General features: G+C 73.3%; 12 protein-coding genes. 6 read left to right on the plus strand and 6 right to left on the minus strand.

Annotated features, from left to right (window positions below):
- Window positions 1-17: 17 nt before the first annotated feature.
- The 3 genes from ACTWQH_RS14635 to ACTWQH_RS14645 are packed head-to-tail and all read right to left on the minus strand — an operon-like array spanning window position 18 to window position 5008.
- Window positions 18-2594, minus strand: a complete 2577-nt coding sequence (locus ACTWQH_RS14635) for a polynucleotide kinase-phosphatase (protein WP_443286947.1) — start codon at window positions 2592-2594, stop codon at window positions 18-20.
- The gene (locus ACTWQH_RS14640) at window positions 2591-4120 is read right to left on the minus strand and encodes a 3' terminal RNA ribose 2'-O-methyltransferase Hen1 (protein WP_443286948.1); all 1530 of its coding nucleotides are present in this window, start codon (window positions 4118-4120) and stop codon (window positions 2591-2593) included. The genes ACTWQH_RS14635 and ACTWQH_RS14640 overlap by 4 nt, the downstream gene beginning before the upstream one ends.
- A 33-nt stretch (window positions 4121-4153) precedes the next feature.
- A complete protein-coding gene (locus ACTWQH_RS14645; RefSeq protein ID WP_443286949.1) occupies window positions 4154-5008 on the minus strand; it encodes an isocitrate lyase/PEP mutase family protein in 855 nt (284 codons plus the stop codon).
- Window positions 5009-5157: 149 nt separating this feature from the next.
- On the opposite strand from ACTWQH_RS14645, the gene ACTWQH_RS14650 reads away from it, so the two are divergent.
- Entirely contained in the window at window positions 5158-6453 is a 1296-nt protein-coding gene (locus ACTWQH_RS14650; RefSeq protein ID WP_443286963.1) for an Nramp family divalent metal transporter, read from the plus strand.
- 18 nt (window positions 6454-6471) lie between these two features.
- Here the strand turns inward: ACTWQH_RS14650 and ACTWQH_RS14655 are convergent, their stop codons facing one another.
- Window positions 6472-6672: a DUF3099 domain-containing protein gene (locus ACTWQH_RS14655; protein WP_443286950.1), complete on the minus strand. Its 201-nt coding sequence runs from the start codon at window positions 6670-6672 to the stop codon at window positions 6472-6474.
- Between the two features lie 118 nt (window positions 6673-6790).
- Between ACTWQH_RS14655 and ACTWQH_RS14660 the strand changes: the two genes are divergently transcribed.
- Window positions 6791-7636 (plus strand): GNAT family N-acetyltransferase, encoded by an 846-nt coding sequence (locus tag ACTWQH_RS14660; protein ID WP_443286951.1) that lies wholly within the window; start codon window positions 6791-6793, stop codon window positions 7634-7636.
- 27 nt (window positions 7637-7663) lie between these two features.
- On the opposite strand, the gene ACTWQH_RS14665 is transcribed toward ACTWQH_RS14660, so the two are convergent.
- Window positions 7664-7939, minus strand: coding sequence for a hypothetical protein (locus ACTWQH_RS14665; RefSeq protein ID WP_443286952.1), 276 nt, complete (start codon window positions 7937-7939; stop codon window positions 7664-7666).
- A gap of 513 nt (window positions 7940-8452) precedes the next feature.
- On the opposite strand from ACTWQH_RS14665, the gene ACTWQH_RS14670 reads away from it, so the two are divergent.
- The 3 genes from ACTWQH_RS14670 to ACTWQH_RS14680 are packed head-to-tail and all read left to right on the plus strand — an operon-like array spanning window position 8453 to window position 10448.
- Window positions 8453-8878, plus strand: a complete 426-nt coding sequence (locus ACTWQH_RS14670) for a hypothetical protein (RefSeq protein ID WP_443286953.1) — start codon at window positions 8453-8455, stop codon at window positions 8876-8878.
- 19 nt (window positions 8879-8897) lie between these two features.
- Window positions 8898-9512, plus strand: a complete 615-nt coding sequence (locus ACTWQH_RS14675) for a cell wall protein (protein ID WP_443286954.1) — start codon at window positions 8898-8900, stop codon at window positions 9510-9512.
- A gap of 21 nt (window positions 9513-9533) precedes the next feature.
- Window positions 9534-10448 carry a MauE/DoxX family redox-associated membrane protein gene (locus ACTWQH_RS14680; RefSeq protein WP_443286955.1) on the plus strand — a complete coding sequence of 305 codons (915 nt, stop codon included), beginning with the start codon at window positions 9534-9536 and terminating at the stop codon, window positions 10446-10448.
- Window positions 10449-10478: 30 nt separating this feature from the next.
- On the opposite strand, the gene ACTWQH_RS14685 is transcribed toward ACTWQH_RS14680, so the two are convergent.
- The gene (locus ACTWQH_RS14685) at window positions 10479-12008 is read right to left on the minus strand and encodes a UDP-N-acetylglucosamine 1-carboxyvinyltransferase (protein WP_443286956.1); all 1530 of its coding nucleotides are present in this window, start codon (window positions 12006-12008) and stop codon (window positions 10479-10481) included.
- A gap of 369 nt (window positions 12009-12377) precedes the next feature.
- Between ACTWQH_RS14685 and acnA the strand changes: the two genes are divergently transcribed.
- Window positions 12378-15098 carry an aconitate hydratase AcnA gene (gene acnA, locus ACTWQH_RS14690; protein WP_443286957.1) on the plus strand — a complete coding sequence of 907 codons (2721 nt, stop codon included), beginning with the start codon at window positions 12378-12380 and terminating at the stop codon, window positions 15096-15098.
- The last annotated feature ends 33 nt before the right edge of the window (window positions 15099-15131 follow it).

Consider the following 15131-nt stretch of genomic DNA (forward strand, 5'->3'; position numbering starts at 1 on the left):
CGTGCCCGTCCAAGGCGTCACAGGCGGGGGTCGACCGGCTCCGACTCCAGCGCCAGCACCGCGAACACCGCCTCGTGCACCCGCCACAGCGGCTCGCCCTCGGCCAGCCGGTCCAGCGCCTCCAGGCCCAGGGCGTACTCGCGCAGCGCCAGCGACCTCTTGTGGCCCAGGTGCCGCTCCCGCAGCCGCCTCAGGTGCTCGGGGCGGGTGTACTCCGGGCCGTAGATGATCCGCAGGTACTCCCGGCCACGGCACTTGATGCCCGGCTGCACGAGCCGGTCGCCCGCGCCCCGCACGTACGCCGCGCGCGGCTTGACGACCATGCCCTCGCCGCCCTCCTCGGTCAGCGCCAGCCACCAGTAGGTGCCCGACCGCACGGAGGCCTCGTCGCCGGTGTCCACCAGCAGCCGCCGCGTCGGCGCCAGCAGCCCCTCGTCCTGGCCCACCATCCGGTCGATCAGCGCGAGCTGCTCGTCGTGGGGGAGCGCGGCCAGGCTCCGGCCCTCGGCGGCGAGGATCTGGAACGGCGCCAGCCGCACGCCCGCCAGGGCGTCGTCGTTCTCTCCCGTGGTCCAGCAGTAGCGCCGGTACGCCTCGGTGAACGCCGCCGCGTCCGCCGCGCGCTCCCGCTGCCGCGCCAGCAGCCCGTCCAGCGGCACGCCCCGCGCGGCCGCCGCCTGAAGCGCCGCCAGCGCGCCGGGGAACGCCGCGCCAGCCGCCGCGCCCACGGCGGCGTACTGGGTGCGCAGCAGCGCCCCGGCCTTCAGCGACCAGGGCATCAGCTCGGCGTCCAGCAGCAGCCAGTCGCTGCCCAGCTCCTCCCACAGCCCGGCCCGCCCGACGCCGGCGGCGACCCGGTCCAGCAGACGGCCCGTCAGCGCCTCGTCGGCGAAGAACGGCCGCCCGGTGCGGGTGTAGAGCGCGCCGCGCACCCCCGGCGGGGCGTCGAAGCGCTTGGCGGCGGTCGCCTCGTCGCGGCACACCAGCGCCACCGCCCGCGAGCCCATGTGCTTCTCCTCGCACACCACCTCGCGCACGCCCGCGTCCCGGTAGGCGGCGAACGCCTCGGCGGGGTGCTCCAGGTAGCCCTCCTCGGCGGAGGTGGCGCACGGCGCCATGGTGGGCGGCAGGTAGGGCAGCAGCCGGGGGTCGACGGCGAAGCGGCTCATCACCTCCAGCGCCGCCGCGGCGTTCTCCTCGCGCACCGAGATCCGCCCGGCGTGGCGGGTGACCACTACGCGGCGGCCGTGCACGTCGCCCAGGTCGAGCGGGCGGCCGGTCGCCGCCCCGGGGGTGCCGGCGGTCAGCGGCCGCACCGGCTCGTACCACTCGCGCTCGGCGCGGACGTCCACCAGTTCCCGCTCCGGCCAGCGCAGCGCGGTCAGCGCGCCGCCGAAGACGCAGCCGGTGTCCAGGCAGATCGTGTTGTTCAGCCAGGACGCCTCCGGGACGGGGGTGTGGCCGTAGACGACGGCCGCCCGGCCCCGGTAGTCCTCGGCCCACGGGTAGCGGATGGGCAGCCCGAACTCGTCGGTCTCGCCGGTGGTGTCGCCGTACAGCGCGTGCGAGCGGACCCGGCCCGAGGTGCGCCCGTGGTACTTCTCGGGCAGCCCCGCGTGGCAGACCACCAGCCTGCCGCCGTCCAGCACGTAGTGGCTGATGAGCGAGTCGACGAACGCCGCCACCCGCCCGCGGAACTCCGGATCCCTCTCGCCCTCCCGGTCGAGCTGCTCCACGGTCTCGGCCAGGCCGTGCGTGAGCTGCACCTTGCGGCCCCTGAGGTACCGGCCCAGCTTGTTCTCGTGGTTGCCCGGCACGGCGAGCGCGGTGCCCGCCGCGACCATGCCCATCACCAGCCGCAGCACGCCGGGGGAGTCCGGGCCCCGGTCGACCAGGTCGCCGAGGAAGACGGCGGTGCGGCCCTCGGGGTGCCGGGCGCCCACCGCTCGGCCCGCCTCGTCGCGCTCGATGGCGTAGCCCAGCGGGCCCGACAGCAGCGCCTCCAGCTCGGAGCGGCAGCCGTGGACGTCCCCGATGAGGTCGAACGGGCCGGTCAGGTGCGCCAGGTCGTTGTAGCGGCGCTCCAGGCTGATGGTGGCCGCCTCCGCCTCCTCGACGCCGCGCAGGAGGTGCACCTTGCGGAAGCCCTCGCGCTCCAGGCCCTTCAGCGAGCGGCGCAGCTCGCGGCGGTGGCGGGGGATCACGTGGGCGGGCATGGCGGCCCGCTCGGGTCGGGCGGCGTTGCGCTCGGCGCACAGCCGCTCGGGGATGTCGAGGACGATCGCCACCGGCAGCACGTCGTGCTCGCGCGCGAGCTGGACGAGCTGGCGGCGGGACTCGCGCTGCACGTTGGTGGCGTCCACGACCGTCAGCCGCCCGGCGGCGAGCCGCTTGCCGACGATGTAGTGGAGCAGCTCGAACGCCTCCGGGGTGGCCGACTGGTCGTTCTCGTCGTCGGCGACCATGCCGCGGCAGACGTCGGAGGAGATGACCTGCGTGGGCAGGAAGTGGCGCCGCGCGAAGGTGGACTTGCCGGAGCCGGTGGTGCCGATCAGCACGACGAGGGAGAGATCGGGCACGGCGAGGGCCGTCATGCGGCGGCCTCCTTCGGGTCGTTGAGCGTGAAGAGCGCGAGCTGGGTCGGCGGCCCGACCTCGGGGTCCTCCGGGCCGACGGGGCGGAAGGACACGGCGTAGCCGTAGCGTTCGGCCGCCGTGTCCGCCCAGGCCCGGAACTCGGCGCGGCTCCACTCGAAGCGGTGATCGGCGTGCCGGGTCTCGCCGGCGGGCAGCGACTCCCAGCGGACGTTGTACTCGACGTTCGGGGTCGTCACGACGACGGTGGCGGGGCGGGCGCCGCCGAACACGGCGTACTCCAGGGCGGGCAGCCGGGGCGGGTCCACGTGCTCGATCACCTCGCTGAGCACGGCGGCGTCGTAGCCGGAGAGGCGGGAGTCGGTGTAGACGAGCGAGCCCTGCAGCAGCGTGATCCGGTCCCGCTGCCGCTCCGGCACCCGGTCGAGCCGCAGCCGCCTGCGGGCGATCTGGAGCGCCCGCACCGACACGTCGACGCCGACGATCTCGGCGATGGCCCGCTCCTTGCGCAGCACGCCGAGCAGCTGTCCGTCACCGCACCCGAGGTCGAGCACGCGGGCGGCCGCGCAGTCGCGCAACGCCGCGACGATCGCCTCGCGCCGCCGCACGCCCAGCGGCACGGCGGGCTCCGCCGGTTCGGCGGCGGCCGCATCGGCCGCGCCGGCCGCGCCGGCGGCCCCCTCGGGGGCGAGGGACGTCCCGTCGTCGGCGAGACCCTCCTCCGCCTTCTCCGCCTCCTCCACGTCCTCCACCGCGTTGTCCAGCTCCTCCGGCTCCGCGTCGTCCGACTCGGCGAGGCGGGCGAGTTCGAGGCGTTCGAACGCCTGCCGGGTCAGCGCGCCGCGGTGCGCCAGGTAGCGGCCGACGATCAGGCGCTGCTCGGGGTGGCGCTCCAGCCAGCCCTCGCCGGCGCGCAGGAGCTTGTCCACCTCGTCGGGGGCCATCCAGTAGTGCTTGCTGGCGTCCAGCACCGGCAGCAGCACGTACAGCTGGCGCAGGGCGTCGGCCAGCCGGGCCGGGCCCTCCAGGGTCAGGCGGACGTAGCGGGAGTCGCCCCACGCGGGGAAGCGCTCGTCCAGCGCCACCGTCCCGGCGGCGACGGTCCAGCCCAGCGGCGTGAACAGCCGCCGCACCATCTCGGCGCCGCCCCGGGCGGGGAGCGCGGGCACCTCGACCCGCAAGGGCAGTGCCACCGCGGGGAGTTCGGGCCGCGCCGCGCACTGGCCCTTCATCGCGGTGGAGAAGACCTTCGCCAGCGCCACCGCCAGCAACGAGGACGCGGCGTACGGGCGGTCGTTGACGTACTGCGCCAGCCGCGCGCCGCGCCCCCGCACCAGGCTCACGGGGTCGACGTCCAGCAGCAGCGCCGCCGTGCACCGCTCGGCGTGCGCCTCCGGGTAGAAGACGTGCGCGGTGCCGGAGGAGACGCTGAACTCCTGGGCCCTGTCGGGATGCTTGTGCAGCAGGAAGCCGAGGTCGGTGGCGGGTCGGTCGGAGGTGCCGGTGGTGGATATCGTCAGGAACACCCGTCCGAGTATCGCCTGACCCGGGGGGTGCGCCTACCGCTTTTCGTCTCCGAGCATGAGGGAGTTGAGCCGCTGGAAGCCGACGCCGTCGGCGAGCGCCTCGTACGTGCCCTTGCCGAGCAGCTCCCGCGCGGCGCGGTCGGCGAGGGCGTACGCCGCGTCGGCGAGGGCCGAGCCCACGCTGATCCTGGCCGCCCCTGCCGCCGCCAGCTCGGCGACGGGCGGGGCGCCCGGGCCCGCCAGCACGTTGAGCGGGGCGTCGATGCCCTCCGCCAGCGCCGAGACCAGCGCCGGGTCCGTGACGCCCGGGACGAAGACGCCGTCCGCCCCCGCGGCCAGATACGCCGTCGCCCGCTCCAGCGTCGCCCGCAGCAGCCCGGCGGGGTCGGCCCCGGCCCCGGCGCCGCGCAGGAAGGTGTCCACGCGGGCGTTGACGTAGAGCGGAACGCCCTCGCCGTCCGCCGCCCGGCGCGCGGCGGCGAGCCGGGCGGCCTGGTCGGCGACCTCGCGCAGCGGGGCCGGGCCGCCGTGGTGCGTGTCCTCCAGGTTGACGCCGACCGCGCCCGCCGCCACCACGCCGCGCACGGTCTCGCCCACCCCGGCCGGGTCGTGCGCGAAGCCGCTCTCGATGTCGGCGGTCACCGGGACCCGCACGGCCGCGGCCACGCGCGCGATCAGTCCGAGCGCCGGGTCGCGGCCGAGCCGGTCGCCGTCGGCCGCGCCGAGGCTCCAGGCGACGCCGGAGCTGGTGGTGGCGATGGCCGGGGCCCCGGCCGCCTCGACGATCCGGGCGCTGGCGGCGTCCCAGGCGTTGGGCAGCACCAGGGGGGACCCGGCGCGGTGCAGGCTGTGGAAGTGGCGCGCGATGTCGGTCATGGGTTGGCTCATGGGCGCAGTCCATCAGCCGCCGCCCCGGGCTGTCGCGCGGGATTCCGACGCGGACGGCGGACACCGCCCCCGCCCCCCGCCCGACCCGGCTGGGTCCTGCCCGCTCGGGCGTTCGAACGCCGGGTGTGGGGCGTGCGGCGCTGGGCAGCATTTCCCTCGTGTCGAAGACGCGCGAAGAGCCGCAACTCCCCAGAACCCGGTGGCGGTTGATAGGACCCGGCCTGGTCGTCGCCGCGACCGGCGTCGGCGCGGGCGACCTGGTGGCGACCAGCGTCGCGGGCGAGCGGTACGGGTACACCCTGCTGTGGGCGGCGGTCGTCGGCTGCCTGATCAAGATCTCGCTCGCCGAGGCCACCGGCCGGTGGCACCTGGCCACCGGCACGACGATCTTCGACGGATGGCGCTCCCTCGGCGCCTGGACCACCTGGTACTTCGCGATCTACGTGCTCGTCTGGGGCTTCGTCTACGGGGGCACGGCGATGGCGGCCAGCGGCCTGCCGCTGGAAGAGCTCTTCCCCGACGGGCCCGGCTACCGCACCTGGGGCGTGCTGTGCGGCCTGCTCGGCCTGGTCTGCGTGTGGTTCAACCGCTACGCCGTGATCGAGAAGGTCATGACGGTCCTCGTCGGCGTCATGTTCGTGGTGGTCGTCGTCCTCGCCGTCCGCGTCACGCCCGACCTCGGCGAGCTGGCCACCGGGCTGTGGCCCACCCTCCCCGACGGCTCCGTGATCTACACCCTCAGCCTGATGGGCGGCGTCGGCGGCACGATCACCCTCGCCGCGTACGGCTACTGGGTCAACTCCAAGGGCTGGACCACCCCCCGCTGGATGGCGACGATGCGGCTGGACAACCGCGTCGCCTACATCGCGACCGGCATCTTCGTCATCGCCATGCTGATCGTCGGCGCCGAGCTGCTGCACGCCGGCAGCGTCGCGCTGGACGACAGCAACCAGGGCCTGCTCGATATCGGCGACGTGCTGGAGCAGCGCTTCGGCACCGCCACCAGCAATCTCTTCCTCATCGGCTTCTTCGCCGCCGCGTTCACCTCGGTCATCGGCGTCTGGCACGGCGTGAGCCTGCTCTTCGCCGACTTCGTCGCCCGCCTGCGCGAGGAGCCCGGCGCCGGCTCCGCGACCGACGTGGCGCGCGGCGAGCGCGAGGGGTCCTGGCCCTTCCGGGCGTACGTGCTGTGGCTGACCTTCCCGCCGATGATCCTGCTCTTCAACGAGCAGCCCGTCGGGCTGACCCTCGCCTACGGGGTGATCGGCGCGCTGTTCATGCCGTTCCTCGCGCTGACCCTGTTCTGGATGCTGAACACCGACCGCACCCCGCGCGAGTGGCGCAACGGGCACCTCAGCAACGCCGTGCTGCTGGGCGCCGGGATCCTCTTCGCGGTGCTGTGCGTCCACGAGATCCAGGACCTGCCCTGGTGGTGGGAGGAGTAGCGGCCCGGCGCCCCGGTGCTAGCGCTCGTCCCACCAGCGGTCGTCGGGCTCGCGCCGGTTGGCGGTGATCGCCGCGATCGGCGGGATGGCCGCCGCGACCAGGCACATCGCGATCGCCAGCGGCACCGACCACAGCCGCACGAAGCCCCACGCGCCGATGAACAGCCCCAGGCAGAGACTCATCAGCACGAAGTACCGGCGACGCCGTCGCGCGTACACACATCCAGGCTACGTCCGGGTCCCAGCTCGGACGGGCCGCGGCTCCGGCCGGCGCCCCGGCCGGCTGCCCCGCCGAAATCAGGTGCGGCCGGGCAGCCCTCGCGGCGATGATGCCGCCATGTCCTGGACACTGGCGCCGGACGTCCGCGCGTGGCTGGCCGAGGCGGGGGCGTTCCTCAGGTCGCGCCCCGCCGCGCACACGATCCTGCTGACCGTCTCGGACGCGCTCAGCTCCCGGGGGCCGCACCTCTACGGGGACGACCCTCCCCGCTTCGGCCACTGGCGCTCGCCCTCGGGGGCGATCACCGGGGCGCTGATGCAGACGCCGCCGCACCGGATGCACGTCAGCCCGCTGCCGCCGGAAGCGGTCGCGCCCCTCGCGGAGCTGCTGGCCGCCTTCCCGCCGGGCACCGGCATCGACCTGGAGTCGTCGGCCGTTCCGCCCTTCGTGGCCGCCTGGCGGGAGCGCGCCGGCCGCGGCCCCACGCCCGGCCTGCGCACCCGCCTGTACCGCCTGGAGCGGCTCGCGCCCCCGGTGCCGCCGCCGGGGCGGGCCAGGCCGATCGCCGAGCCGGACCGCGAGGTGGTCGCCGGGTGGGTGGAGCGCTTCACGCGGGAGGCCGGGCAGCCCGCGTCCCCGGCGCACCGGCGGGTCGACGAGTGGCTCGCCCGCGAGGGCCTCACCCTCTGGGAGCACGACGGCAGGCCGGTGTCGATGGCCGCCGCCAGCCAGTGCGTCGCGGGCTCGTCGCGGATCTACGCCGTCTACACGCCGCCCGAGCACCGGGGGCGGGGCTACGCCGCGGCGGTGACGGTCGAGGCGACCCGCCGCGCGCTGAGCCGGGGCGCCGCCGAGATGGTGCTCTTCACGGACGTGGCCAACCCCACCAGCAACGCCATCTACCAGCGGATCGGCTACCGCCCGGTGCACGACCGGGTCGAGCTGCGCTTCGACGAGGGCTGACCGCCCCTCAGGACCCGGCCGGCCCTCTCAGGAGACGAACGCCGCCGTCAGCAGGTACGGCAGGCTGCCGGCCAGCATGCCCGCGGCGATCACGGTGGCCGTCATCGTGCCGCCGCCCTCCCTCACCCGGGCGAGCATGCCGAGGGCCACCAGGCCGAGCGTGCCCAGGAGCAGTTCGTACAGCACGAACACCGGCGAGGCGAGCACGGCCAGACAGAAGGTCACCGCGAAGAGCATCCGCGTCCGCCGGGCCGTCCTGCTGTCCAGCGTCTCGTCCACCGTGTTGTTCAGAGCTTGGTCCATCGCGGAACTCCTCAGCACAGCCAGGCGGTTGACCGTTCCCTGGGATCAATGTCCCCCGGGGACCCCCGGGTCATGCCCCGTCACGCGATTGATCGGATCGATGGCGAAGCGAGACCGGTTCTTGTCCCTTTCCCGCTCCATCGAGTATCACCCACGCTCGTTCTCTTCAACACCCCCCCGGAACCATCACAGCGTGGACCAATGGCGGATGCCTGGCCCTCTGGCGCTCGCATCTCGGAGCGGGGATGATATGCCCGTTCGACGCTCCGCCTGCACTGCCTTGACGTCCCCCCAGCATCTCGCCGGCACCAGGAGGAAGTCTCCCCGCCCTCATCACCCCATCCGGGCGTGCCCCGCGCGGCCTGGACGTGATGCGCGTAGACACGCCTCGGAGGCTCTGGGATGCCATCAGGAATGCGATCAGGGATGCGCACGAGGATGTCATGAGCAGGTCAGACTCCAGCGGTGCTGAGGACAGCGCACCGTCCCGCTCCTCACGAAAGGGAGATCACCGTGGCTTGCTCCACCACCCCGCTCTGGGCCGGGGAAACGACGTGGTTCTGCTGTGGCGCCGCCTGGGGCCCCTGCGGCTCCGCCGGCGGCGGCGCCTGCGGCAACTGCAGCTCCGCCGCCAACCACGCCGCCTGGCCCAACACCTCGCAGGCGTGCTGGGACATCACCAGGCCCGACCTGTGCGGCGAGACCGGCATCGTCCGGCGCGGCTGCGGCTCGGTCATGAACGTCAGACATCAGTGTTCCGGAGCCACCGTCTGCGTCACCGTGGCCGACTGCGGCCCGCGCACCAAGAGCTTCTGCGGCGAGCAGATCTGCTGCGGCGGCACCTGCCGCGTCAACCGCGTGCTCGACCTCACCCCCGCCGCCTTCTCCGCCATCGGCAGCCTCAGCTCCGGCCTGCTGCCCGTGGTCATCACCGAGTGACCGAGCCGAGGAGACCATCGTGACCGCACCCCGGACCACCGCCAGCGTCGGCCGCCGCGCCTTCCTCACCTCCGCCGCCGTGGGCGGTGCCACCATCGTCGGCGCCTCCGCGCTCGGCGCCCTCGACGCCGACGCCGCCTTCGCCCAGCCCACCCCCTCCCTGGACCCGGCCATCGCCCAGACCTCCTTCGCCGAGGGCCGGATCAACGCCATCCGCGGCACCCTGCTCCACGTCACCGGCTCCCGCGGCGAACGCCACCGCATCCAGCTCACCAACGCCACCAGCATCTGGAAGGTCCGCCCCACCACCGCCGACGCCGTCGAGGTCGGGGACGGCCTGTACGCCCGGGGCGTCGAGATGCCGGACGGCACCATCGCCGCCGACGCGGTGTGGGTGAACATCGTCAACCTCTACACCACCATCCGCGGCATCCAGAGGGACCGGATCCACCTCTCCCACGGCAACCACGAGCTCGTCGGCAGGACGCTGCCCGACACCGCCGCCTCCTACGCGGGCAGCGCGCTCACCTCCGACCTGTCCCGGCTGCGCATCGGCCAGCCCGCCCAGGTGCTCGGCGCCTGGCGGCCCGCCGACGACTCCATCGATCTGGTCCGCGTCACGGTCGGGCACTGAGAGGGCAGGGGAGAGGACGACATGACCCTCGTAGCGAGTCTCATCCCGCCGCTGCTCGGCGGGCTCCTGGCCTGGACCGGCGCCGGCAAGCTGCTGAGCCGGTCGCTGCCCGCCCAGGCCGCACGCACCGCCCTGCCCCGCCTGGTGCGCGGCCCGCGCTGCGCCACGCTCGTGCTGCGTGCCACGGGCGCGGCCGAGGTGCTGCTGGCCGCCGCCCTGCTGGCGGCCCCCGCCGCCACCCTGCCCGGCGCCGCCACGGCAGCGCTCGGCGCCGGCTTCCTGGCGTACCTCGGCTACGCCAGGGCGGCCCAGCCCGAGTCCTCCTGCGGCTGCTCGGCCGGCGACGACACCCCCGTCACCTGGCACTCCTTCGCCCGGGCCGGGGCGGTCGCGCTCGGCGGGGCGGTCGCCGCCGGGGCCGCCGAGCCCTGGTGGCGCGAGGCGGCCGACCGCCCCCTGGCCGCGGCGGCGCTGCTGGCCGCGGGCGCGGCGGGCCTGGTGTACCTGTCGGCCGGGCCGGAACGCCGCTGGCGGCTGGCGTTCCGGCGGCTGCGGCTGCGCGTGGCCGGGCACCCGCTGCCCCGGGCGCGCCGCGAGGACGGCGCGGTCCCGGTGGCGGCCTCGGTGGAGCTGCTGGAGCGCTCCCTGGCGTTCCAGGCCGCGTCCCCGGTCGTGCGCTCCGGGCTGATCGAGCACTGGGACGAGGACGGCTGGCGGATCCTGCACTACACCGGCACCCACCGCGAGGGCGGCCGTGAGCGGCCTGTGTCGGTCATCTTCGCCCTGGACGCCGCCGCCGACCTGGACCACGCGCAGGGGCACGTGGTCCGCGTCAGCGTCGTGGACCGGGAGACCGAGGAGGTGGTGACGGACCGGGCGCTGGGCGGCCTGCTCCCGCTGGCAGCCCCGCCTCAGTCCCAGCCCCAGCCCGCGTGAGCCATCTGCGCCTGATATGCCTCAGATGCCTCAGATATCGCGGAAGGTCTCGATCTGCGCGCCGACCGAGTTCAGCCGCTCGGCCAGATCCTCGTAGCCGCGGTTGATGACGTAGACGTTCCGCAGCACCGAGGTACCCTCCGCGGCCATCATCGCCAGCAGCACCACCACGGCCGGGCGCAGCGCTGGCGGGCACATCATCTCCGCCGCCCGCCAGCGCGTCGGCCCCTCGACCAGCACCCGGTGCGGGTCGAGCAGCTGCAGCCGCCCGCCCAGCCGGTTGAGGTCGGTCAGGTAGATCGCGCGGTTGTCGTAGACCCAGTCGTGGATCAGCGTCGAGCCGTGGGCGGAGGCGGCGATCGCGGCGAAGAAGGGGGCGTTGTCGATGTTCAGCCCCGGGAACGGCATCGGGTGGATCTTGTCGATGGGCGCCTCCAGCTTGGAGGGCCGCACGGTCAGGTCCGCCAGCCGGGTGCGGCCGTTGTCCGCGGCGTACTCGGGGCCGAGGTCGTGGTCGAGCCCCATGCCCTCCAGCACCGCCAGCTCGATCTCCAGGAACTCCATGGGCACCCGGCGGATCGTGAGCTGCGACTCGGTCACCAGCGCGGCGGCGATCAGGCTCATCGCCTCCACCGGGTCCTCGGACGGGGAGTAGTCCACGTCGCGGTCGATCTCCGGAACGCCGTGCACCGTCAGCGTCGTGGTGCCCACGCCCTCGATCCGCACGCCGAGCTGCTCCAGGAAGAAGCACAGGTCCTGGACCATGTAGTTGGAGGAGGCGTTGCGGATCACCGTGACGCCGTCGTGCCGGGCGGCGGCCAGCAGCGCGTTCTCGGTGACGGTGTCGCCGCGCTCGGTCAGCACGATGGGCCGGCCGGGGGTGATCTGCGGGTTCACCGTGGCGTGGTACATGCCCTCGGTCGCCGTGACCTCCAGGCCGAAGCGGCGGAGCGCCATCATGTGCGGCTCGACGGTGCGGGTGCCGAGGTCGCAGCCGCCGGCGTAGGGGATCTTGAAGGCGTCCATGCGGTGCAGCAGGGGCCCGAGGAACATGATGATGCTGCGGGTGCGGCGCGCCGCCTCCTGGTCGATGGCGTCCAGGTCCAGCTCGGCCGGGGGCACGATCTCCAGGTCGGCGCCGTCGTTGATCCAGCGGCTGCGGACGCCGATGGAGTTGAGCACCTCCAGGATCCGGAAGACCTCCTCGATCCGGGCGACCTTGCGCAGCAGCGTGCGCCCGGAGTTGAGCAGGGAGGCGCACAGCAGCGCGACGGCGGCGTTCTTGCTGGTCTTGACGTCGATGCTGCCCGAGAGCCGACGGCCGCCGACGACCCGCAGGTGCATCGGGCCCGCGTATCCGAGCGAGACGATCTCGCTGTCGAGCGCCTCGCCGATGCGGGCGATCATCTCAAGACTGATGTTCTGATTCCCCCGCTCGATGCGGTTGATGGCGCTCTGACTGGTGGACAGGGCCTCCGCGAGCTGGAGTTGGGTCCAGCCGCGATGCTGGCGCGCGTCGCGGATGAGCTGTCCGATACGGGCGAGGTAGTCGTCGGTCATGTGCTCGACTCTATCTCAGATATGAGATGACGCCCCCCATGGGGGGCCGTTCGAGTGAGTGGGACGGCCCGCCGGGGGCGGGGACGGGTGTCTCGCCGGGGGGTGCTTCCGCCCGGCGCGGTGTTCACGACCGTACCCCCGCTCCGCGGGGCCGGCCACCCGAGGGCGCCCGACGCGGCGCGCGGGCCCCGCCGGGGGTGACGGGGGCTGCCGATGCGTTAGAGTTATCTCGACATCGAGATAACTCAGAACGATCAGACGATCAGACGCTCAGGCGCGCAGATAAGGGTCACCTCAGCGAGCCGCGGCACACGCTGCGCGGCAGGATTGCGGTGAGCACGCGTGAATCATGCACTGAAGGAGACAGCCGTGTCGGCCAACAGCTTCGGCGCCCGCAGCACCCTGCGGGTGGGCGACGAGTCGTACGAGATCTTCAGGCTGGCGGAGGTGCCGGGCGCCGCCCGGCTGCCGTACAGCCTGAAGGTGCTGCTGGAGAACCTGCTCCGCACCGAGGACGGGGCCAACATCACCGCCGATCACATCCGGGCGCTGGGCGGCTGGGATCCGAGCGCCCAGCCCAGCCGCGAGATCCAGTTCACGCCGGCGCGGGTGATCATGCAGGACTTCACCGGCGTGCCGTGCGTGGTGGACCTGGCCACCATGCGCGAGGCCGTCCGCGAGCTGGGCGGCGACCCGGCCCGCATCAACCCCCTCGCCCCGGCCGAGCTCGTCATCGACCACTCGGTCATCGCCGACAAGTTCGGCACGCCTGACTCCTTCCAGGTCAACGTCGAGCTGGAGTACGGACGCAACCGCGAGCGGTACCAGTTCCTGCGCTGGGGCCAGACGGCGTTCGACGAGTTCAAGGTCGTGCCGCCCGGCACCGGCATCGTCCACCAGGTCAACATCGAGCACCTGGCGCGCGTCGTGATGGTGCGCGGCGGACAGGCGTACCCCGACACGCTCGTCGGCACCGACTCGCACACCACCATGGTCAACGGCCTCGGCGTGCTGGGCTGGGGCGTCGGCGGCATCGAGGCCGAGGCCGCCATGCTCGGCCAGCCGGTCTCCATGCTGATCCCGCGCGTCGTCGGCTTCAAGCTCACCGGCGAGCTGCCCACCGGCACCACCGCCACCGACCTGGTGCTCACCATCACCGAGATGCTGCGCAGGCACGGCGTCGTCGGGAAGCTCGTGGAGTTCTACGGCGAGGGCGTGGCCGCCGTGCCGCTGGCCAACCGCGCCACCATCGGCAACATGTCGCCGGAGTTCGGCTCGACCGCCGCCACCTTCCCCATCGACGCCGAGACCATCAGCTACCTGCGCCTCACCGGCCGCGACCCGCAGCAGCTCGCCCTCGTCGAGGCATACACCAAGGAACAGGGCCTGTGGCACGACCCGGCACAGGAGGCGGAGTACTCCGAGTACCTGGAGCTGGACCTGTCCACCGTCGTGCCCTCGATCGCCGGGCCGAAGCGGCCGCAGGACCGGATCGCGCTCGCCGAGGCCAAGCGGAAGTTCGCCCACGACGTGCGCGACTACGTCGCCGTCGTCGACGAGGACGAGGCGAGCAAGGAGTCCTTCCCCGCCTCCGACTCCCCGGCCGTCTCCAACGGCGTGCCCAGCAGGGCCATCCCCGTGACCATGGCCGACGGCACCCGCTTCGAGCTCGACCACGGAGCGGTCACCGTCGCCGCCATCACCTCCTGCACCAACACCTCCAACCCCTCGGTGATGGTCGGCGCCGCGCTGCTGGCGAAGAAGGCGGTGGAGCGCGGCCTCACGCGCAAGCCGTGGGTCAAGACGACGCTCGCGCCCGGCTCCAAGGTCGTCATGGACTACTACGACCGCGCCGGCCTCACCCCGTACCTCGACAAGCTGGGCTTCAACCTCGTCGGGTACGGCTGCACCACCTGCATCGGCAACTCCGGCCCGCTGCCGGAGGAGGTCTCCAAGGCCGTCAACGACAACGACCTCGCCGTGGTCTCCGTGCTCTCCGGCAACCGCAACTTCGAGGGCCGGATCAACCCCGACGTGAAGATGAACTACCTCGCCTCGCCGCCGCTGGTCGTCGCGTACGCCATCGCCGGCTCGATGAAGGTCGACATCACCACGGAGCCGCTGGGCACCGACTCCGACGGCAAGCCGGTCTACCTGAGCGAGATCTGGCCCAGCGAGCAGGAGGTGGAGGAGGTCGTCGCCTCCGCCATCGGCCAGGAGATGTTCGGCCAGAGCTACGCCGACGTCTTCGCCGGCGGCGCGCAGTGGAACGGGCTGCCCATCCCCACCGGCGACACCTTCGAGTGGGACCCGGACTCCACGTACGTGCGCAAGCCCCCGTACTTCGACGGCATGCGGATGGACCCGGAGCCGGTGACCGACATCGACGGCGCCCGGGTGCTCGCCCGGCTCGGCGACTCGGTCACCACCGACCACATCTCGCCGGCGGGCGCGATCAAGGCCGACACCCCGGCCGGTCAGTACCTCACGGAGCACGGCGTCACGCGCCGCGACTTCAACTCCTACGGCTCGCGCCGCGGCAACCACGAGGTGATGATCCGCGGCACCTTCGCCAACATCCGGCTGCGCAACCAGATCGCGCCCGGCACGGAGGGCGGCTACACCCGCGACTTCACCCGCGAGGGCGGCCCGGTGTCGTTCATCTACGACGCCTCCCGCAACTACCAGGCGGCGGGCGTGCCGCTGGTGGTGCTGGCGGGCAAGGAGTACGGCTCCGGCTCCTCCCGCGACTGGGCGGCCAAGGGCACGGCGCTGCTCGGCGTGCGCGCCGTCATCGCCGAGTCCTTCGAGCGCATCCACCGCTCCAACCTCATCGGCATGGGCGTGCTGCCGCTGCAGTTCCCCGCCGGCCAGAGCGCCGTCTCCCTCGGCCTGACGGGCGAGGAGACCTACCGCATCTCCGGCATCACCGCCCTGAACGACAGCGAGATCCCCGCCACGGTCAGGGTGACGACGGAAACCGGCATCGAGTTCGACGCAACGGTCCGCATCGACACGCCCGGTGAGGCGGACTACTACCGCAACGGCGGCATCATGCAGTACGTGCTGCGCTCGCTGATCCGCGCGTAGTCCCATGTGGGATGAGGGGGTGGGGGGGGGGGG

It is taken from the genome of Streptomyces sp. 6N223 (assembly GCF_052246635.1).
Taxonomy (GTDB): domain Bacteria; phylum Actinomycetota; class Actinomycetes; order Streptomycetales; family Streptomycetaceae; genus Streptomyces.

Coding starts and splice junctions, on each gene's coding strand:
- ACTWQH_RS14635 (WP_443286947.1), bottom strand. CDS start 2,594: ATGACGGCCCTCGCCGTGCCCGATCTCTCCCTCGTCGTGCTGATCGGC.
- ACTWQH_RS14645 (WP_443286949.1), bottom strand. CDS start 5,008: ATGAGCCAACCCATGACCGACATCGCGCGCCACTTCCACAGCCTGCAC.
- ACTWQH_RS14660 (WP_443286951.1), top strand. CDS start 6,791: ATGTCCTGGACACTGGCGCCGGACGTCCGCGCGTGGCTGGCCGAGGCG.
- ACTWQH_RS14665 (WP_443286952.1), bottom strand. CDS start 7,939: ATGGACCAAGCTCTGAACAACACGGTGGACGAGACGCTGGACAGCAGG.
- ACTWQH_RS14680 (WP_443286955.1), top strand. CDS start 9,534: ATGACCCTCGTAGCGAGTCTCATCCCGCCGCTGCTCGGCGGGCTCCTG.
- ACTWQH_RS14685 (WP_443286956.1), bottom strand. CDS start 12,008: ATGACCGACGACTACCTCGCCCGTATCGGACAGCTCATCCGCGACGCG.